Below are 18,923 nucleotides of genomic sequence, written 5' to 3'. Positions count from 1 at the left end.
GGAGGAAAGCTGCAGGCCGGATATGCCCGCAGCCCGGAAACGCGAGGTTTATGCCTGGCGGGGATCGGTCGCTTGGATAACCGGTCGCGACAGCTGGCGCTGATGGAAGGCCCGCAGTTGAGGATAGTCGTCAAGGTTGAGCAGCTCGCGGAAATCCGCCCAGTCCAGCAGGCAGAACAGACAGACTTCCGGATAGCGCCAGCCGTCGAATTGCCCTTCGGCTACGTGCTGTTCCAAGGTTGCCAGGGTATTGGCGATACGTTCCTTCTGCAGGTCCAGGAACATCAGCTGCTGATTGCTATCCAGCCCGGAGCGCTTGAGCAACAGCAGCGAGACCAGTGAATCGTTGACCGCATCGATCAATGTCAGCCGGTTCTCATCGTCCCAACTAAGCGACTCGCGTTGCAACTTGGCGTTCAGATAACGGTAGATCACCCGGGAATCGAACAGCGTCTGACCATCGTCGACCAGCGCCGGAATCTTCATCGTCGGGGTATAGCCCTTCAGCGCTTTGCGCCCCACCTCGCTGTAGATATCCAGGCTAACGAACGCGTAGTCCTCCCCCTCCAGCCACAGCCTTAAGCGACGGACATAGGGCGACATGGCGGAACCGATCAGTTTCATGCGGAACTCCTTTTATGCGTGCCCGTTCAGGCCGGGCGATGCTCAGGTAACGCCCGCTTCCGGCAGTGGAAACAGGGCATCGTACAGCCAGTTATAGAGATACGCGAAAACCAGGTAGAACACCACCATCGACAGGTCCATCAACAACGCCTGCCAGAGCGAAACCTCCAGCCACCAGGCGATCAGCGGCAGGGTCAGCCAGAGCAGACCGAGCTCAAAGCTCAGCGCATGTACCAGCCGATCAACCGGCCTTTTGTGCAGGGTGCCTCTCCAGCGCAGCATCAGCCGGTCGAACAGCAGGTTAAAGAGGTAATTCCAGCCAGCCCCCAGAAAGGTGAAGAACAGTGCCAGCGGCCCGATATCGACCATATCCTGATGGAACAGCCAACTGGCCAGTGGCGTCAGCAGGGCCAATCCCAGCAGTTCAAAGCCGATGGTATGGCGGATCCTGTCAGCCGTGGTGCGCATCATCAACTCCCGAAATGAAATAGCTTGATGCAGCGATGATATACAGCTAAAACAGATCCATATAATTGGATAGTATCGGTCAAACAGATAGATGGATTTTTCACTGGAGCAACTGCAAGCGTTCCGTGCCGCCGCCCAGAGCGGCTCCTTCTCGGCCGCCGCCCGCCAGCTGGGTAAAGCGCAGTCGGTGGTTAGCTGCGCCGTCAGCAACCTGGAGATCGCGCTGAACATCGAGCTGTTCGACCGTTCCGGCCGCTATCCACAGCTGACGCCGGCCGGCCAGCGCCTGCTGGCCGAAGCCGAGTTGATCCTGGAGCGTTGCAGCCATATGCTGGGCCTGGCCCGACAGCTGTCGGAGGGGCTGGAAGAGAAGATCACCCTGGCGATCGACGACCTCAGCGACGAGCAGCAGATCTCCCGGGTACTGAGCCGCTTTGAGCAGCAGTTCCCAACCGTCCAGCTGGAACTGCTGCTGCCGATGATGGAGGACGTCAGCCGGATGGTTCTGCAGGGCCGGGTCGATATCGGCCTGGTGTGGCAACAGCAAACCCAGCCGGAAACCCTGGCGTTTCGCATGGCCGAACCGGTCAGCCTGGTGGCGGTGGCCGCACCGGACCATCCGCTGGTGCAGGCCGGCCCGATCGACTGGGAAGACCTGAAGGCTCACCGCCAGCTGCTGGCCACCCCGCGCTCCGCCAGCACCGAGCGCGACCGCTTCCGGATCGCAGCGGACGTCTGGTGGGTGGAGAGCCACTGGGTGATGCTCAGCATGGCCTGCCACAAGCTGGGCTGGGCACTGCTGCCGCGCCATATCGCCGCCGAAGGGCTGGCCGATGGCCGGCTCAACGAACTGCAGCTCAGTTTCGGCCGCAACACCCTGGAGGTTGGCGTAATCCTGGTTTGGCACAAACAGAAACCGATCGGCCCCGCCACCCGCTGGCTGCTCGATCATCTCAGCCAGCCGGCCCGTTGATAACTCCGGGCGGTGAATTATTAACATTTCCAGACAGCCCGCCTACAATGTGGCCGCAGCCTGTGCCAATGCCGGCAAAATTTCACTCGCAACGCTGCCAGGAGGGCAACCGTGGGGATTGAACGCTACTCGATTTCGGGCCACTTCGCCCGGGCGCTGGTTGATGCCGCCCGCCGCCGGGGCCTCGACTGCAGCGAAGTGATCCGTCAGGCACAACTTAACGAAGACCTGCTGCAGAGTCCGCAGGTACGCATCACCCCGGATCAGTTCAGCCGCCTGATGGTGGGGCTGTGGCACCTGAGCGACGACGAGTTCCTCTGCATGGGCAGCCGCCCGTCCCGTTTCGGCATCTACACCCTGATGACCAAGCAGGTGATCCACGCCGCCAACCTGCGGGCAGTGTTTCGCCGCAGCAGCCACTTCTACAACCTGGTGGCGGACGCGGTCGAGCTCCACTTCGAGGAGCAGGCCGGCAAGGCCCGGCTGACACTCACCCTGACCGATCCGAGCCGGGACCCAGACCACGCCCTGTGCGAATTCCTGCTGCTGATCTGGCACCGCTTCCCCAGCTGGTTGATCGGCCAGCCGATCCCGCTCAGCCGGGTCGAGTTGAGCTACCCGAAGCCGGCTCACGTCGGTGAATACCGGCTGATGTTCCCCTGTCCGGCCCATTTCGACCAGCCAACCAACTGCCTGGAGTTCGACAGCCAGATTCTCAACGCACCGGTGATCCAGACCCCGCAGACGCTGCGCAGCTACCTGAAACGGACACCGTTGGACTGGTTCCGCCAGCAGGCCTACTACCCGGTATTCACCCGCCGGGTGATGGACATGTTGCAGAACGGCAGCGACCCGCAGGCGCTACGGATGGAGGCGGTCGCCGCCGAGTTGCATGTCACCACCCGCACGCTGTGCCGCAAACTGACCGACGAGGGCACCAGCTTCCAGCAATTGAAGGACAGCGTCCGTCGCGATGCGGCGATCCACGCGCTCAGCCAGCGCGACCAGACCATCGCCGAGATCGCCCGCCAATTGGGTTTTACCGAACCGGCCGCCTTTACCCGCGCCTTCAAGCACTGGACCGGCGTCTCGCCACGGGTCTACCGCAGCCAGGCGGCATCCCACGGGAAAAGCTGACAGTCAGCAGCTTCAGGTCCGGTAAATCTGTGCAATGCCAACATGCCATTCCGAGTTTTTAACCGACGGGGCTGGAAATCTTCGTTTAATTGCGAGATAGTCGAGCCATGACGGTTCGTCAAAAGCATGTCGTGCTCGTAAGCTATCGAGTGGAACCGGGAGGCAAAGCCAAGTGCCCTGCCGCCCCCCAGCAACGGAGATTGCACCATGTCAGGCTTCCAAAATGCGAATCAAAACAAGTTGATTGACCACTTCAACCACCAGTGTCAGCAACTGCTGGAACAGTTTTCCGGACATAGCGATTCCGACCTGCTGTTTCAACAGATATCCGATTTACATGAGACCTTGCTGCGCCAGCTGTATGGTCGAAACGTAAAGCCGGCCGCCAACGCCGACTAAGCTCAGCAAGGCCGGCACCAGCCCAGCCCGAAAGGGCACCCCATAAAAATACCCGTGCCGTAAGGTACGGGTATTTTTTCATCTGGCAGATTTTGACTGGACAGGATTCAGTAAACAGTTGCTCACCGCCCGGCGGCCGAGATGACGGCCAGACGCTGCTCTGCGTCACGGTATTAACGGCCTTTTTTACGCGGCGGTGCCTGTTCCAGCTGGTAGACCTCTTCGCTGAGCAGTTCGAAGCGGTGGTTCAGCAATGCCTGCACATCCGACAGCGCGCGGTTGTAGAAGTGATGGCCCATCTGCTCATTGAAGAAATCGAGCAGGAACTCGGCCTGGAAACCGCCGATCTCCTGGTCCAACTCGCGCTGGAAATAGTCCTGCAGCTGCTCCACCAGCAGCGCCTTTTCATCACGGTCGAACTTGATCATCCAATCTCCCTGTACATTCACTACCTGCTCGGTGTGCGAGGCCCCTTGAAATACTGAAAAGAACAAAAACCGCCCGCAGGCGGTTTTTCCGAATATCACTGGCCAGCGCTTGAATTAGCCGTCGGCGTTGATCTGGCTGATCAGCTCCTGCAGCACCGCTTCGGCGCGGTCATTGTCCACCTGGCAGGTACCGGCCGCCTGATGGCCGCCGCCGCCGTACTTCAGCATCAGCTCGCCGACATTGGTGTTGGAGCCGCGGTCGAAGATCGACTTACCGGTGGCGAACACGGTGTTCTGCTGCTTCAGCCCCCAGAGCACGTGGATCGAGATATTGGTTTGCGGGAACAGCGCGTAGATCATGAAGCGGTTGCCGGCCCAGATGGTTTCCTCGTTACGCAGATCCAGCACCACCAGGTTGCCATGCACGCTGGCGCAGCGCTTGATCTGCTCGACGAACTTGTCCTGCTGCTCCATGTACAGCTCGACCCGTTCCTGTACATCCGGCAGCTGCAAAATCTCATCGATACTGTGGTTCTTGCAGTAGTCGATCAGGTCCATCATCAGGTTGTAGTTGGAGATGCGGAACTCGCGGAACCGGCCCAGACCGGTGCGGGCGTCCATCAGGAAGTTAAGCAGTTCCCAGCCCTGCGGATTGAGCACCTCCTCGCGGCTGAACTGGGCGGAATCGCCCTTATCGACCGCTGCCATCATCTCCTGCCAGCTGCGCGGGAAAACGTCGTAGCCGCCATAATAGTCGAATACCACCCGCGCCGCCGACGGCGCTTCGGGATCGATGATATGGTTGTCCCGCTGCTCGTTGCGCAGGGTTTCCGACAGGTGGTGATCGAACGCCAGATGCACGCCGGGGACGTAGGGCAGGTTGGTGGAGATATCCTTGCCGCTGACCTCGACCTTGCCGTCCTGCATATCCTTCGGATGGACGAACTTGATCTCGTCCACCAGATCCAGGTGCTTTAACAGTACGGCGCAGACCAAGCCGTCGAAATCGCTACGGGTAACCAGGCGGTATTTTGCTTCAGCCATCGGATTTCAGTCCTTTGTCGCTAAATGGGTCGCTACAGAGTTGATCCCACATCATACACCGCCCTGGGCACGATGGCGCAAGCCAGCCGACCGTTCGCCCCGCCTTGAAACTGAGCCAGATCAGCTGTCCTGCTTTTTGCGCTTCATCGGCGCGAATCCCTGCTCGGCGGCATCGGCCGGCTTGCGGCGGCGACGCTGCACGGCCTGGCTGGACTTGGCCGCAGCTTCTTTCGGCAGTGGTCGTTCAGCCTTGGCCTCGGTCCGGCTTTGCGGCCGGGCCTTCGGCTTCGGTTTCAGCCCCTTGAACTTCGCTTCCAGGCCATCGACCACCGAGAAGCTGATCCGCAGCTGCAAAAACGCCTCGACCCGCTTGAAGGCGGCCCAATCCTTGGGCCCGACCAGCGAGATCGCATCGCCCTTGAAACCGGCCCGGCCGGTACGACCGATCCGGTGTACATACTCCTCGGCATGTTTGGGCATATCGAAGTTGAACACATGGCTGACATTGAGCAGGTCCAATCCGCGCGACGCCAGATCAGTGGTGATCAGCACCTGCTGGTGGCCGCGACTGAACTGATCCATTATCTGGTTGCGCTGGGCCTGGTTCACCTCACCGCTCAGTGCCACCGTGTCCAGCCCCTGCTCTCGCAACAGGGCCGCCAACCGGTCGGTATCACCTCGGGTGGCGGTGAAGATGATCGCCTGCTTCGGCTGTTCACTGTTCAGCAGCGCCAGCAACAATGCCTGCTTGTGGTCCAGGTGATCGACCAGATAGAACCGCTGGCGGATGTCCTCGTGCTGCTCGTGAGCACTGCCGACCGCTATCCGCTGCGGCGCGCTCAATAGCTCCGAGGCCAACTCGTTGACCTCGGCGTCCTCCAGCGTCGCCGAGAACATCAGCGTCTGGCGGTGGCGATGGTTGGCGGCGGCATTGATCTGGCGCAGCTGGTCGGCGAAGCCGAGATCCAACATCCGGTCCGCCTCGTCCAGAATCAGCAGCTCCAGCCCCGCCAGGTGCAGGCTGCGTTCATCCAGATGGTTGGCCAACCGGCCCGGCGTAGCGACGATCAGGTGCGGATCGCGCCGCAGTGCCTTGGCCTGGTCGTTGAAGTTTTCGCCACCGACGATGCGGGCGCTGGTAAATTGCGTGCCGGCGACCAGCGAGCGCAATTGCGCGTATACCTGGTTGGCCAGTTCGCGGGTTGGCGCCAGCACCAACACCCGCGGATCGCGCTTGCTGAGCGCCTTCTGTCGCATCAACCGGTGCAACGCCGGCAGCAGGAATGCCAGCGTCTTGCCCGAACCGGTGCGGGATGAGGCGATCAGATCCTGCCCTTTGAGCGCCGCCGGAATAGCCTGCTGCTGGATCTCGGTCGGTTCGGTCAGGTTCAGGTGGGCCAGGCTTTTCAGCAGCCGGTGGTCAAGGGCCAGATCGTCAAACTGCAAGGTGCTACTCCGCTAATCGCTAACTCGGGTGATTTCAGCCGCCTATTCTACCTGCTTTACTGCCGTCAGGCTCACCGGATCGCCAACACTGCAGTTGTTTACTGAGCAATCGCTCAGTATCCTGTCCTCTAAGCGAGAAAAAGCGGGTAGTCCCAGTGCTGAATCCGGAAAACTGGTTGCTGGAGCAACCACAAAGCATGGTGCCGCTGCGGAAATGGCAGCAGACGGTGGACCTGATGGCCAGCCTCTTCCAGGCACCGGCCGGTTTTATCGTGCAGTACACCTCCGCCGGCTATCAGGTGGCGGTTGCCAGCGACCATCCGGACAACCCGTATCCCGCCGACGCACAAGTGATCCCCGCGGACAGCAATATCTTTTGCCGCAAGGTCGTCGAAAGCCACCGGGAGCTTTATGTACCGGACGCCCAGCAAGACCATTGCTGGGATGATAATCCCGAGGTGACCGAGGATGGTTTTCGATCCTACCTCGGCATGCCGATCAACTGGCCCGACGGCAGCCCATTCGGCACCCTCTGCCTGATGGATTTCAAGGCAACCGATTATCAAGCCGGCTTTATCGAGCTGATGCGCCAGCTGCGCGACCTCGTCCAGGCCGACCTGCAGTTGATCCGCCAGTTCGAACAGCTCCGCGAGCTGGCGATGACCGATGAGTTAACCGGACTGATGAACCGGCGCGGTTTCAGTACCGTCGCACAGCAACGAATCAGCCTGGCCCGGCGTAACGACGACTCGCTTGGCCTGATCTATCTCGATATGGATGGACTCAAGGTACTGAACGATAACCACGGTCATGCCTGCGGTGACCAGGCCCTGAAAGCAGCCGCTCAAGCCATTCAACTGCAAACCCGTGACAGCGATATCGCCGCCCGTATTGGCGGCGACGAGTTCGTGGTACTGGCCTCGGCCGGCGACCAGCCGATGCTGGAATCGATCGGCCGTCGCATTCTGGAGCAGCTGGCCCAGAACACGCCAGAAAATCCAAGCCAGCAACCAGGCCTGAGTATCGGCACGGTACAGCTAAGCGACCTGGATCAGCCGCTGGAGCATTGGTTGTCGCAGGCCGACCAGGCGATGTATCGCCATAAGCAGCGCCACGATCAGGCCAGCTGAGCCAGCTCGATACGCTGCGATTCAACCGGCTCCGGCTCCACCAGGCCATTACGCTGCAACACCCGATAGATCTTGCGACTGGTAGCCGCCAGCTTCTGCACATCGCCCAACAGCGGCCGGTCGCCGCTGTCCAACCGCTGCTGCCAGTCGCACAACTCGATATCCAGGTAATCGATCAATTTCTTCGAGCAGCCATTACAGATACCGGAACAGAGCACCTCCATCGGCAGGTCGAACGGCACTTGCAGGCGCACCTCGTCGATCAGCGCCTGCATCGCATCCCGGGTATCCGGCTTGGTTGACATCGGGTTCACTCCCCCGCAGTTAACGGCAACAGCCGAGTGTAATCCGACACCGGACCGCCGGCGCTGTCCGATATCAAGTTTCGGCCAGAACCCGAAGTCCGAATCTGGCGGGTCAACCCACCCGTTACGGGTTATAGTGCGGCTATGAACAGCAGCCATCTCGTACCAGCCGACCAGGACGCCTGCTACCGGGCGCTGACCAGCCGCGATCGCCGCTTCGACGGCCGCTTTTTCGTCGGCGTTACCAGCACCGGCATCTACTGCCGGCCGATCTGTCCGGTACGGCCGCCGAAACAGGCCAACTGCCGCTTCTTCCAGTACGCCGCCCAGGCGGAACAGGCCGGCTTCCGACCCTGCCTGCGCTGCCGGCCGGAACTGGCGCCGGGGCTGGCAACGGTCGACCTGACACAACAGCTGGCCGACAGCGCGGCACGGATGATGCAGGCCGACCCACAGCCGGGGCGGCAGATGGCACGGCTGGCCGCCCGCCTGGGGATCAGCGACCGTCACCTGCGGCGGATCTTCCAGGCCCGCTTCGGGGTATCACCGCTGCAGTACCTGCAAAGCTGCCGGCTGCTGCTGGCCAAACAGCTACTCAGCGATACCGACCTGCCGGTCACCGAGATCGCCCTGCTTAGCGGCTTCGGCAGCGTTCGCCGCCTCAACAGCCTGTTCCAGCAACAATACCGGCTGACACCTACCGCGCTACGCAAGCAGTTGGCCAACGGTCCGGCACGCGAGCAGAACCTGCAGCTGCTGCTCAGTTACCGGCCACCCTATGATTGGCCGCAACTGCTGGCGTTCCTGAGCCAACGGATCATCCCCGGTGTCGAAGCGGTCGGCCAACATGAGTGGCAGGGTTACCGACGGACGATCAGTTGGCACCATCAGGAGCGAACACTGAACGGCTGGCTGCAGGTCACGCCCACCCCTGAACAGGCACGGCTGAGGGTTGAGATCAGCCGAACCCTGACACCGCTGGTGGCGCCATTGCTGCAGCGGGTACGCCAGCTGTTCGACCTGAATGCCGACCCGGCATTGATCAACGAGCGTCTCGGTGAGCTGGCCGCCGACCGGCCCGGCCTGCGGGTACCCGGCTGTTTCGACGGTTTCGAGATGGCGGTGCGGGCAATCCTCGGCCAGCAGGTCAGCGTCAAGGCGGCCCACACCCTGGCGGGTCGGCTGGTCGAACGGTTCGGCAACCGGCTGGAAACGCCATTCAGCGAACTCGACCGCAGCTTCCCCACCGCCGCGATTCTGGCGGCCGCAGCGCCGGAACAGATCGCCGAGCTGGGCATCGTTCGCCAACGGGCGCAGGCGATCATCCAGCTGGCCCGGTCGGTCGACTCGCAACAGTTACGACTGAACGCTGACGCCGATATCGAACAGACCCTGACGCAACTGCAGGCCCTGCCCGGCATCGGCCCCTGGACCGCCCAATATATTGCGATGCGCGCGCTGGCTTGGCCGGATGCCTTTCCCCATACCGACTTGGGCGTAATGAAAGCACTGGGTAGCCGACAACCGAAGCAGCTGCTGGCCCGGGCCGAAGCCTGGCGGCCCTGGCGCGCCTATGCCGTGATGCACCTGTGGTGCGCACCGGAGTGAAACTGATGACGACCTTTTACAGTGAATTCGATTCGCCGTTCGGCCCGACCCGGGCCTGCCTGACCGGCGGACGGCTCAGCCGGGTCTGGATCGAGGGGCAGAAACATGCGCCGGCCCTCGGCAAGGACTGGCAGCGGGATGACCGGCAACCATTGTTTCAACAACTGCGCGAACAGCTGCAGCAATACCATGATGGCCAGCGACAGGCATTCAGCCTGCCACTGGCGCCGGCCGGCACCGCCTTTCAGCAGCAGGTCTGGCAGGCGCTGTTGGCGATACCCTACGGCGACCACTGCAGCTACGGCATGCTGGCCAATCGGATCGGCCGGCCGAGTAGCGTACGGGCAGTGGCAGCGGCGGTCGGCCGCAATCCGCTGCTGTGGCTGATTCCCTGCCACCGGGTGCTGGGTGCCGACGGCAGCCTGACCGGATTTGCCGCCGGCCTGCAGATGAAGCGCCAACTGCTGGCCCTGGAGAGGAAGCCAGATCTCCAAGGCCAACTATTGCTAGCGAATTAGCGGAATAACAGTCGCTCAGAGACCGGTCGCCGGATGCTTCAGCGTCTCGAGGATGGTTTCCGCCTTGCTGGAATCGAACACTTTCGGTGGTTCGATATTCAGCAGGGTCACCTCGCTATCCTCCAGCACCATCGCGTAGCGACGCGAACGGACACCGCCGAATTCGCCGGTATCCATATCCAGCCCCATCGCCTTGGTCAGTGCACCGCCACCATCGGCCAGCATGGTCAGCTTCTGGGCGCCCTGGTCCAATTCCCAGGCGCGCATTACGAACGGATCGTTGACCGACAGGCAGGCGATCATATCGACCCCCTTGGCAAAAATCTCATCGGCCAGTTTCACATAGCCCGGCAGATGCGCCTGGGAACAGGTCGGGGTAAAAGCACCGGGAACCGCGAACAATACCACCCGCTTACCGGCGAACAGCTGATCGGCCGGCTCACTTTCATGGCTATCCGGGCGTACCACGGTCACGTTGACGGCAGGGATCCGATCACCAATCTGAATCATGGGGTTTCCTCCAGATAACTGTTTGCGGGACAAAGGGCTCGTTGAGAAGTGTAGCCAGCCACAGTGGAAATATAACAATGCCGCCCACCCCAGGCCGCACCGCTTTTAGGAACAAACACAAATATACACGGAAATAAATAATATAAGCGACGAGCAACAGGAAATGAACCGGAAAGGCTAAAAGGAAATAGTGTCCGGAGGGAACAGCCGGATTCAGGCTTTTGCGTGACACTCTGCCTAAAAAAGTGATTCAGGCATTGAAAGCTATTTAGCGGCAGGCCACGACTGCAACCCGCCGGCACAAACTGAACGTGCGCAGCCCCTAGATGGACTTCAGCATCTTTTTCAGCTTCTTCAGCTTGGAGCTGTGCTTAGCGATCTTGTTCTCGCGGATCTTGATGGATTTTTTCAGATCCTTACGACTTACTTTAGCTTTGGATTTAGCTTTGGATTCAGCTTTTTTAGCCATTCTACAGTCCCTTTCCTGGTTGCGTTGCTTAACTAACGTCATAGGAATGTAGCAGAATTTTCTCAGATTTCAGGTATATAGGGCGGTTTTTTTATTTAAAAACAATCGCTAAAAAAGCAGCGCAATTACCTCGATGCCAGCAGCCACCGGGCTTAGAGAGCTATTGCACAGAATAGCCGAGCATCGACCTGTAATAAAAAATTCACACTAAAAACCCAGAAAGCCACACAAATAGCGCATGTTTATGCTCAGAAAACGAGCACCCAGATAACGGTGGCCGTGGATTCCAAACGATGTGGCCTGAGCGGTTGCCCTGCTATAAATCGGGGTGATTAGCGGAGTGATCGCCCGGCCGGCACTGTCAGCAGACAGACACCGGTCGGGCAACAGGCCAGCTTGGCTCGAATTGCGAAAACGGCAGCTACCGTCAGTCGGTCACGATCACCAATCGGATCGCATCCAGTACCAGCTTGCCGTTGTTGAGGTACTGGAACAGCTGTTCGCGCTGCGCCTGCAGTTCCTCCACCTCGGCGGTGCTGATACTGGGATTGACCCCGGCCAGCGCCTGCAGGCGGGCGATCTCGCCATCCAACAGCTGACGGCAGCCGATATGCGCCTCGTCGATGATACGCTGCTGCTGGGGGGCGGCCATGTGCTCAAGCCGGCCGACCATCTGGTCGATCTGCTCGCGGGCATGGCGTACCATCCCCTGGGCGGTGCGCCTGGGTACCCGTTCAGCCAGCTTGTTGAGGTGGGCCGGGGTGATGATCGCCGACAGGTCGTTGCCGGCGCTGTCGACCACCAACCGGATGCTGGATTGCGGCATGAAACGCGCCAGCTGGGCGGCCTTCGGCGCCGCGCAGTGCATCCGGAAGATCCCCTCCAGCAACAGGGTGCCCGGCGGCAGTGGCAGCTTGATCGAGCAGACGGTGGCGTTGCCGAACTCGCTGCCGAGGACCATCTCCATCGCCCCGCTGACCATCGGGTGCTCCCAGCTGAGGAACTGCATGTCCTCGCGTTGCAGCGCCTCGCCACGCTGGTAGGTCGCGGTGACACCGTCCTCCGGCAGACCCGGGAAGTGCGGTACCAGCATATGGTCGCTGGGCCGGATCACCACCGAGTTGCGGTCGTGCGGCATCGACTCGATACCGAAGTGGTCGAACACCCGCTCCATGTAGTCGCTCAACGCCAGCGGGTTGCCGACCTCCTCGACCTCGGCCAACAACTCGTCGGCCCGCTCGCGACGGCAGGAGCTCTGCTCCAGCAACCGGTTACGGCCAGCCGCCAGCGCCTGGCGCATCGCTTCCGCCTCGTGCCGGCTGTCGTCGATCAGCCGCTCCAGCGCCGCATGGTCCAGCTTACCCTGAAGCGCATCGTGCAGTTGCTCGGCAAACTGACGATAGAGCAGCTGGCCGGCCGGGCAGGTCTGCTCGAATGCGTTGATGCCATCCTGGTACCAGTCCAGCAGCACTTCCTGGGCGCAGCCCTGGTAATAGGGCACATGGATCTTCACATCGTGACGTTGGCCGATACGGTCCAGCCGGCCGATGCGCTGCTCCAGCAGGTCCGGATTCAGCGGCAGGTCGAACATGATCAGGTGCTGGGCGAACTGGAAGTTACGCCCTTCGCTGCCGATCTCGGAGCAGACCAGCACCTGGGCGAACTCCTCCTTATCGGCGAAGTAGGCGGCGGCGCGGTCACGGTTGATCAGCGTCATCCCCTCGTGGAACACCGCCGAGCGCACCCCGGCGCGCAGCCGCAGATACTCTTCCAGCGCGTTGGCGGTCTTGGCGTTGTGGCAGATCAACAGCGCCTTCTCGGTGCGGCGCGGCTTGAGCCAGTCGACCAGCCACTGCACGCGCGGGTCCTTGCCGAGCCAGTCATCGCCCAGCAGCTTCTCCGGCTGCAGCTGATCGGTCAGCGCCGCCTCTTCGGCCAGGGTAGCGAAGCCTTCCGGCGCCACCAGCGGATGGCGCAACAGTTGCCGCTGCGGGAACCCTTCGACCGCATCACGGGTATTGCGGAACAGTACCCGGCCGGTACCGTGCCGATCGATCAGCTGATCGATCAGCGACTGAATGGCGTGCTCCGGCTCCAGCGCCAGCTGTGCCTGTTGCTGCTCGATTGCTTCACTGCCCAGATAGTCGGCCAGGTCAGCCTTCAGTTCGGAGCCGGCGGCGATCAGCTGCTCGGCGGCATCATCGGCCAGCAGCTGTTCGACCAGTGCACTGACCGCCTGATAGCCCTGCTCCTCGGTGCGGAACTGCGCCAGATCGTAGTAGCGGTCCGGATCGAGCAGTCGCAGCCGGGCGAAGTGACTGTCGACGCCGAGTTGCTCCGGCGTTGCGGTCAGCAGCAGTACGCCCGGAATATGGCGCGCCAGCTGTTCGATGGTCAGGTAGGCGTGGCTTGGCGCTTCCTCGCTCCAGCCCAGATGATGGGCCTCGTCGACCACCATCAGATCCCAGTCGGCGGCCAGCGCCTGTTGCAGCCGCTGCTCGTTACCGGTCAGGAACGACAGGCTGCAGAGCACCAGCTGGGCGCTCTCCAGCGGATTGCCATCGTTACCCATCTCCCAGGCGGTGCAGCGCAGTTCGTCCATCACCGAGAACTGCAGGTTGAAGCGGCGCAGCATCTCGACCAGCCACTGGTAGACCAGGCTGTCCGGCACCACCACCAGCACCCGCCGGGCGCGGCCGGAGAACAGCTGCTGGTGCAATACCAGGCCCGCCTCGATGGTCTTACCCAGACCAACCTCATCGGCCAGCAGCACCCGCGGCGCCTGACGCTTGCCAACCTGCTCGGCGATATAGAACTGGTGCGGCAACAGCTGCACCCGGCCGCCGATCAGCCCGAACGAGGATGAGCCGTTAAGCCGGTGCTGATGCTCCAGGGTATCGATGCGCAATTTGAAGGCGCGGTGCTTGTCGACCTGGCCGGCGAACAACCGGTCCTGCGGCCGGCTGAACTGGACGCTGGCGGCCAGCTCCTGCTCCGGCACGATGCGGGCCTCACCGGCTTCGCTCTCGGTCATGTAGATATAGCAGCCGTTGTTCTCCATCCGCTCCAGCACTTCCAGGCTGGCACCGTCACTGGTGCTGATCTGCTCACCCACCGGATAGATCACCCGGCTTAGCGGGGCGTTATCCAGCGCGTAGGTGCGCTCCTCCTCCGCCGCCGGGAAGTCCAGTGCGACACGGCGGTTATTGACCTCGACGACGATGCCCAGGCCCAGTTCAGCTTCGGTGTTGCTGATCCAGCGCTGGCCGGGATGAAACTCTGATGCTGCCAATGTGTGCTCCGTTCAGATCGATCGGTTGTGCTACCCAAAAAACGAAAGGCGCGGATGATACAGGACTCTGCGATAAAATTCGCACCCAAATTCACAACGGCAAAATGGCGTCCAATCGAAGGTGGATTTCGGGTATTCTTAGCGCCCGTTTTCACCCGTGCCGAGAACCATCGCCATGTCATTCGTCGACCTAGAACTAGATCTTGAACTGCTGCAGGGGCTGGCCGAACAGTCGCTGGTGGTACCGACCGATATCCAACGACAGGCGATCCCCCTAATTATGGACGCCCAGGACCTGCTTGCCTCGGCGCCGACCGGCACCGGCAAGACTCTGGCGTTTGTGTTGCCGGCGCTACAGCACATCCTAGACCAGCAGGAGCCGGCCAGCACGCCGCGGGTACTGATTCTCAGCCCGACCCGTGAGCTGGCCCGCCAGACCTACCGGGTGATCGGACAAGTGAGCGCGTTCACCGAGATTCGCAGCGGCCTGATCGTCGGTGGCGAACCCTACGGCATGCAGCAGCAACTGCTCAGCGAGCCGCTGGACATCCTGGTCGCCACGCCGGGTCGACTGCTGGAAATGGACGACAAGGGCTGGCTTGACCTGTCGATCGTGCAGCAGCTGATCATCGACGAGGCGGACCGGATGCTGGATATGGGTTTCATCGAGCCGATCCGCAAGCTGGCCGAACTGACACCGCGCGATCGCCAGACATTGATGTTCTCCGCCACCCTGGAGGGCGACAAGGTACAGAATCTGGCCGACGACCTGCTGGACGACGACGCCCAGACGCTGAGCATCGAGAACCCGCGTGGCGTCAGCCGCAACATCCAGCAGGCGATCTACCGGGTCGACAACGAAGAACACAAGCAGCGTGTGCTTAAAGCGCTGCTGCAAAGCCCGGAGATCAAGAAGGTGCTGCTGTTCGTCGCCTCGCGCAGCCAGGTCGATCCCTGGGTCAACTTCGTGCGCAGCTGCAAGGTGATGTGCGACGGCCTGCACGGCGAGATGCCGCAGGGGCTGCGTAACGAACGGATCAAGAAACTGCGCAAGGGCCGGGTACAGATGCTGGTCGCCACCGACATCGCCGCCCGCGGTCTCGATCTGGCCGACATCAGCCATGTGATCAATCTGCAGCTGCCGAAAAAGGCCGATATCTATGTACACCGCGCCGGCCGTGCCGGCCGCGACCAGAGCCAGGGCTACGCCTGGTCACTGGTCGACGGCATGGACTGGCCGACGGTGGGCCGTATCGAGCGCTACATGGGCAGCGCCCTGCCCCGCGCCACGGTGGCGGGCCTTGAGCCGCAGAAACCGGAACCGCCCAGCGACGAAGAGCGCCGCCGCGCCGCCGGCAAGGCCAAGAAAGCCCGCAAGAAAGTGGCCGCCAACAGCAAGGCCAAGAAGGCTAAAGACAAGCCCAAGAAACGGGTCGGCCGCGGCCCAAAGTCACCGAAAGCTAAAGACTAGTAACCGACAAGGTCGCCGGATTGCCGGACCACGCGGGGCGCGCCTCCCACACGTATTGGTACAGGCCGGTGGGTCCATATAAGGCGCGCCCGCGGCGACAGCATACTAAAAGAATGGAGTTTCCCTAATGACAAGGACTGTCAGAGCGGGCTCGAAACGTTTGCGATATGGAAGATATTCTGAGCCCTATCGAATCTATCTGATCACCGCCACCACAGAAAATCGTGCCCCTTGGTTTCAAGAATTCAACATTGGACGGCTATTGGTTGACTGCTTTCGGGGCACCGAATCCAACACAAAAACCCTGGCATTCGTGGTAATGCCGGACCACTTCCACTGGCTGATGCAACTGGGCGATCATGTTTCCCTTTCCAAGGTCGTGCAGCAGGTTAAGTCAGTTTCTGCGCACAGAATTAATAAACACCTCAAGCGGCATGGCCCGATTTGGCAAGATGGGTTCCATGATCGGGCATTGCGGCGCGAGGAGGATTTACAGGCTATCGCCCGCTATATCGTTATGAATCCCATACGAGCCGAATTAGTAAACTCGGTACGAAAGTATCCGTTGTGGGATGCAATCTGGCTCTGATTGGGCATTGAAAAAGTCGCCGCGGGGCGCGCCTCCCACCGGTCTGTGCCAATGGCCAATATGTGTAGGAGGCGCGCCCTCGCGGCGATTTTTCAGCAACTGTGAACTCAACACTGTTTACTTCCCTTACTGCACCTGCAGCACCGGCTCCTGCAAGGCGGCGAACTGCTCGCGCAGCTCCAGGATATGTTCGCTCCAGTAACGCTCGGTGTTGAACCAGGGGAAGTTGTGCGGGAAGGCCGGGTCCTCCCAACGGCGCGCCAGCCAAGCGCTGTAATGCATGATCCGCAGGGTGCGCAGCACCTCTATCAGCTGTAGCTCCTTCAGCGAGAAGTCGTAGAACTCGGCGTAACCGTCCAGTATCTCCGACAGCTGCACGGTCTGCTCCTGGCGGTCGCCGGACAGCAGCATCCACAGATCCTGCACCGCCGGCGCCATACGGGCGTCGTCGAAATCGACGAAGTGCGGCGCGTCGTCGCGCCACAGCATATTGCCGCTGTGGCAGTCGCCGTGCACCCGGATCTTGGCCACCTCACCCACCTCGGCGACCCGCTGGTCCATCAATTGCAGCAGATCGCGGGTCAGGCTGTCATAGGCCGGCTTCAGTTCGGCCGGAATGAACCGTTCGCTGATCAGCGCGACGCTGTCATGACCGTAGTTCTGGCAGGTGATCTCCGGCCGGTGCTCGAACGGCCGCTTGGCGCCGATCAGATGGAACCGGCCCAGCAGCCGACCCAGCTGAAACAGGTTATCGAGGTTGGCCAACTCCGGCGCCCGGCCGCCACGGCGCGGAAACAGCGCAAAGCGGAAACCGCCATGCTGGAACAGACTGCACCCCTCAGCATCGCGGATCGGCGCCACCACCGGCAGCTCCTGTTCAGCCAGCTCGAAGGTGAACTGATGCTCCTCGAGGATCTGCGCGTCGCTCCAGCGGCCTGGCCGGTAGAACTTGGCGATCAGCGGCTCCTGCTCGTCGATACCCACCTGGTAGACCCGGTTCTCGTAGCTGTTCAGCGGAAAGGTGCGACCGTCGCACCAATGGCCCAACCTCTCCACCGCATCCATGATAAAGCTGGGGGTCAGGGTTTCGAATGGATGGGGCTGTTCGAACATCGCGGCACTCCTCTCTGGCAAGCCGCCCAGCCTACGCCGCCGCCGGCAGCGCTGCAAGGCTTCCGCCTTCTGCTTTACTGTTAGTACAGTCTACGGAGGCCGTTATGCAGCAGAATCTGCGCTACCTGCTTGCCCTGGTTATCTTCCTGATCTTCTTCCAGACCGGCGTTATCGAACGGGTGATCGACCAACTGGCGTTGAGCCAGGCGGAGATCGCTTACGGCATGGGGCTGGCCACGCTGGCCAGCCTGGTGGCGATCCAGCTGGCCTCGATCGAACTCCCGGAGACCGACGACGAGCAACCGCAGGAGGGCCGCAAGGTGATCATCGGCATCAACCTCGGCGGCGCGGTGATCCCACTGTTCTTCATCCTCTATTTCAGCCAGGGGATCGAGTTCGCACTGCTGCCGATGCTGCTGCTGATCGCCGGCACCAGCGCCATCGTCTACCCGCTGACCCGGGTTCGCCAGTCCGGCAACATCATCTACCTGTTCGGCGCGGTGCTGGCGGCCGCAGTCGGCGGGCTGGCGGTCGGCGGCCCGCACTATCTGGTCTGGGCCTACACCTGCGCGGTGCTGGGCACCCTGATCGGCGGCGACTTGCTGCACCTGCCGCAACTCAGCCGACTGAGCGGCAGCGACAAGCCGATCCTGATCGGCGCCGGCGGGGTGATGGATGCGATCTTCCTCAGCGGCCTGCTGGCGATGCTGACCGCCGAGGCGCTGGTGCAGCTGGGCCTGATGATCCCTTCTCCCTGACAGGCGACTCATAAACCGGTTGTTAAGGCCCGTTCGCACTAAGCAAATAGCCGAGTGATTCACTATGTTTATTGAACAACCCGTCCGCAGCCGGCCCAACACGGCGGCCGGATGGTGCTGTCGAACCGAACGGAGGATCAGCAACGATGAACCTGAAACCCAATCCGACACTGACCGGCGCGGCGGTGGTGCTGTCAGCCGCGGCCCTGGCCGGCTGCCAGTCGTCAGGCACAACCACCGGCAGCGGTTATGGCAAGGCCAGCAGCAGTGGCGTTGAGATGGTGCACTGCTACGGCGTCAACGCCTGCAAGGGGATGAACGACTGTGGCGGCGCCAGTAACGCCTGCAAGGGTCAGGGTGCCTGCAAGGGCACCGGCTTCGTGGCGATGCCGGCCAAGGCCTGCGCCGACATCGGCGGTAACCTGAAAGACGACTGGCGCGGCCAGATCAGCAAAGCGGAGCTGACCCAGTGCTACGGCGTCAATGTCTGCAAAGGCCATAACGACTGCAAGACCGCCAACAACGCCTGCAAAGGCCAGGCCGCCTGCAAGGGCCAGGGCTTCGTGATGACCACCGCCAGCTCCTGCAAGGCGGTCGGCGGCACCACCGGCTGACGCCCGGAGGCCATATGAAAGGGTCCC

The 18,923-nt window shown here is 61.5% G+C and carries 19 protein-coding genes; 9 read left to right on the top strand and 10 right to left on the bottom strand.

Annotated elements, in window-relative coordinates; translation table 11 throughout:
• Window positions 1-48: 48 nt before the first annotated feature.
• Window positions 49-624, bottom strand: a complete 576-nt coding sequence (locus K6T12_RS12070) for a glutathione S-transferase family protein (protein ID WP_222222817.1) — start codon at window positions 622-624, stop codon at window positions 49-51.
• A 42-nt stretch (window positions 625-666) separates the two neighbouring features.
• Complete coding sequence (locus K6T12_RS12065) at window positions 667-1,092, bottom strand: PACE efflux transporter (protein ID WP_255611692.1); 426 nt, start codon at window positions 1,090-1,092, stop codon at window positions 667-669.
• Between the two features lie 91 nt (window positions 1,093-1,183).
• Here K6T12_RS12065 and K6T12_RS12060 point away from each other — a divergent pair, with 91 nt between their 5' ends.
• On the top strand, window positions 1,184-2,065 hold the full coding sequence (locus tag K6T12_RS12060) for a LysR family transcriptional regulator (RefSeq protein WP_222222813.1): 882 nt from the start codon (window positions 1,184-1,186) through the stop codon (window positions 2,063-2,065).
• A 111-nt stretch (window positions 2,066-2,176) separates the two neighbouring features.
• Complete coding sequence (locus tag K6T12_RS12055; RefSeq protein WP_222222811.1) at window positions 2,177-3,202, top strand: AraC family transcriptional regulator; 1,026 nt, start codon at window positions 2,177-2,179, stop codon at window positions 3,200-3,202.
• Window positions 3,203-3,774: 572 nt separating this feature from the next.
• Here the strand turns inward: K6T12_RS12055 and K6T12_RS12050 are convergent.
• The 3 genes from K6T12_RS12050 to K6T12_RS12040 all read right to left on the bottom strand — a co-directional run bounded on the left by K6T12_RS12050 (window position 3,775) and on the right by K6T12_RS12040 (window position 6,519).
• Window positions 3,775-4,029 carry a DUF2164 domain-containing protein gene (locus K6T12_RS12050; protein WP_222222809.1) on the bottom strand — a complete coding sequence of 85 codons (255 nt, stop codon included), beginning with the start codon at window positions 4,027-4,029 and terminating at the stop codon, window positions 3,775-3,777.
• 114 nt (window positions 4,030-4,143) lie between these two features.
• A complete protein-coding gene (locus K6T12_RS12045; protein WP_222222807.1) occupies window positions 4,144-5,073 on the bottom strand; it encodes an exopolyphosphatase in 930 nt (309 codons plus the stop codon).
• 120 nt (window positions 5,074-5,193) lie between these two features.
• Window positions 5,194-6,519 (bottom strand): DEAD/DEAH box helicase, encoded by a 1,326-nt coding sequence (locus K6T12_RS12040; RefSeq protein ID WP_222222805.1) that lies wholly within the window; start codon window positions 6,517-6,519, stop codon window positions 5,194-5,196.
• A 155-nt stretch (window positions 6,520-6,674) separates the two neighbouring features.
• Here K6T12_RS12040 and K6T12_RS12035 point away from each other — a divergent pair, with 155 nt between their 5' ends.
• Complete coding sequence (locus K6T12_RS12035; protein ID WP_222222803.1) at window positions 6,675-7,649, top strand: sensor domain-containing diguanylate cyclase; 975 nt, start codon at window positions 6,675-6,677, stop codon at window positions 7,647-7,649.
• Here the strand turns inward: K6T12_RS12035 and K6T12_RS12030 are convergent.
• A complete protein-coding gene (locus K6T12_RS12030) occupies window positions 7,637-7,954 on the bottom strand; it encodes a hypothetical protein (RefSeq protein ID WP_222222801.1) in 318 nt (105 codons plus the stop codon). The genes K6T12_RS12035 and K6T12_RS12030 overlap by 13 nt on opposite strands.
• A 144-nt stretch (window positions 7,955-8,098) precedes the next feature.
• Between K6T12_RS12030 and alkA the strand changes: the two genes are divergently transcribed.
• Both alkA and K6T12_RS12020 read left to right on the top strand, forming a co-directional pair.
• A complete protein-coding gene (gene alkA, locus K6T12_RS12025; RefSeq protein WP_222222799.1) occupies window positions 8,099-9,562 on the top strand; it encodes a DNA-3-methyladenine glycosylase 2 in 1,464 nt (487 codons plus the stop codon).
• A 5-nt stretch (window positions 9,563-9,567) separates the two neighbouring features.
• Window positions 9,568-10,080: a methylated-DNA--[protein]-cysteine S-methyltransferase gene (locus K6T12_RS12020; RefSeq protein WP_222222797.1), complete on the top strand. Its 513-nt coding sequence runs from the start codon at window positions 9,568-9,570 to the stop codon at window positions 10,078-10,080.
• Window positions 10,081-10,095: 15 nt separating this feature from the next.
• Here K6T12_RS12020 and K6T12_RS12015 read toward each other — a convergent pair whose 3' ends face one another.
• From K6T12_RS12015 to rapA, 3 genes are all read right to left on the bottom strand, one after another.
• Window positions 10,096-10,590: a peroxiredoxin gene (locus tag K6T12_RS12015; RefSeq protein ID WP_222222795.1), complete on the bottom strand. Its 495-nt coding sequence runs from the start codon at window positions 10,588-10,590 to the stop codon at window positions 10,096-10,098.
• Window positions 10,591-10,912: 322 nt separating this feature from the next.
• Window positions 10,913-11,059: a hypothetical protein gene (locus K6T12_RS12010; protein ID WP_222222793.1), complete on the bottom strand. Its 147-nt coding sequence runs from the start codon at window positions 11,057-11,059 to the stop codon at window positions 10,913-10,915.
• A 427-nt stretch (window positions 11,060-11,486) separates the two neighbouring features.
• Window positions 11,487-14,351 (bottom strand): RNA polymerase-associated protein RapA, encoded by a 2,865-nt coding sequence (gene rapA / locus K6T12_RS12005; protein WP_222222791.1) that lies wholly within the window; start codon window positions 14,349-14,351, stop codon window positions 11,487-11,489.
• Between the two features lie 175 nt (window positions 14,352-14,526).
• Here rapA and K6T12_RS12000 point away from each other — a divergent pair, with 175 nt between their 5' ends.
• Complete coding sequence (locus K6T12_RS12000; RefSeq protein ID WP_222222789.1) at window positions 14,527-15,822, top strand: DEAD/DEAH box helicase; 1,296 nt, start codon at window positions 14,527-14,529, stop codon at window positions 15,820-15,822.
• 127 nt (window positions 15,823-15,949) lie between these two features.
• Window positions 15,950-16,411 (top strand): REP-associated tyrosine transposase, encoded by a 462-nt coding sequence (locus K6T12_RS11995; RefSeq protein ID WP_222222787.1) that lies wholly within the window; start codon window positions 15,950-15,952, stop codon window positions 16,409-16,411.
• 126 nt (window positions 16,412-16,537) lie between these two features.
• Here the strand turns inward: K6T12_RS11995 and K6T12_RS11990 are convergent, their stop codons facing one another.
• The gene (locus K6T12_RS11990; protein WP_222222773.1) at window positions 16,538-17,524 is read right to left on the bottom strand and encodes a serine/threonine protein kinase; all 987 of its coding nucleotides are present in this window, start codon (window positions 17,522-17,524) and stop codon (window positions 16,538-16,540) included.
• 104 nt (window positions 17,525-17,628) lie between these two features.
• Here K6T12_RS11990 and K6T12_RS11985 point away from each other — a divergent pair, with 104 nt between their 5' ends.
• Together K6T12_RS11985 and bufA2 are read left to right on the top strand one after the other, a co-directional pair.
• The gene (locus K6T12_RS11985; RefSeq protein WP_222222771.1) at window positions 17,629-18,282 is read left to right on the top strand and encodes a DUF1614 domain-containing protein; all 654 of its coding nucleotides are present in this window, start codon (window positions 17,629-17,631) and stop codon (window positions 18,280-18,282) included.
• Between the two features lie 146 nt (window positions 18,283-18,428).
• Window positions 18,429-18,896 (top strand): BufA2 family periplasmic bufferin-type metallophore, encoded by a 468-nt coding sequence (gene bufA2 / locus K6T12_RS21525; protein WP_255611691.1) that lies wholly within the window; start codon window positions 18,429-18,431, stop codon window positions 18,894-18,896.
• Window positions 18,897-18,923: the final 27 nt, after the last annotated feature.

The organism is Marinobacterium arenosum, from assembly GCF_019795155.1.
Taxonomy (GTDB): Bacteria; Pseudomonadota; Gammaproteobacteria; order Pseudomonadales; family Balneatricaceae; genus Marinobacterium_C; species Marinobacterium_C arenosum.
The sequence above is the reverse complement of the archived record's forward strand: the minus strand, read 5'-3'. Positions and strand labels throughout refer to the sequence as shown.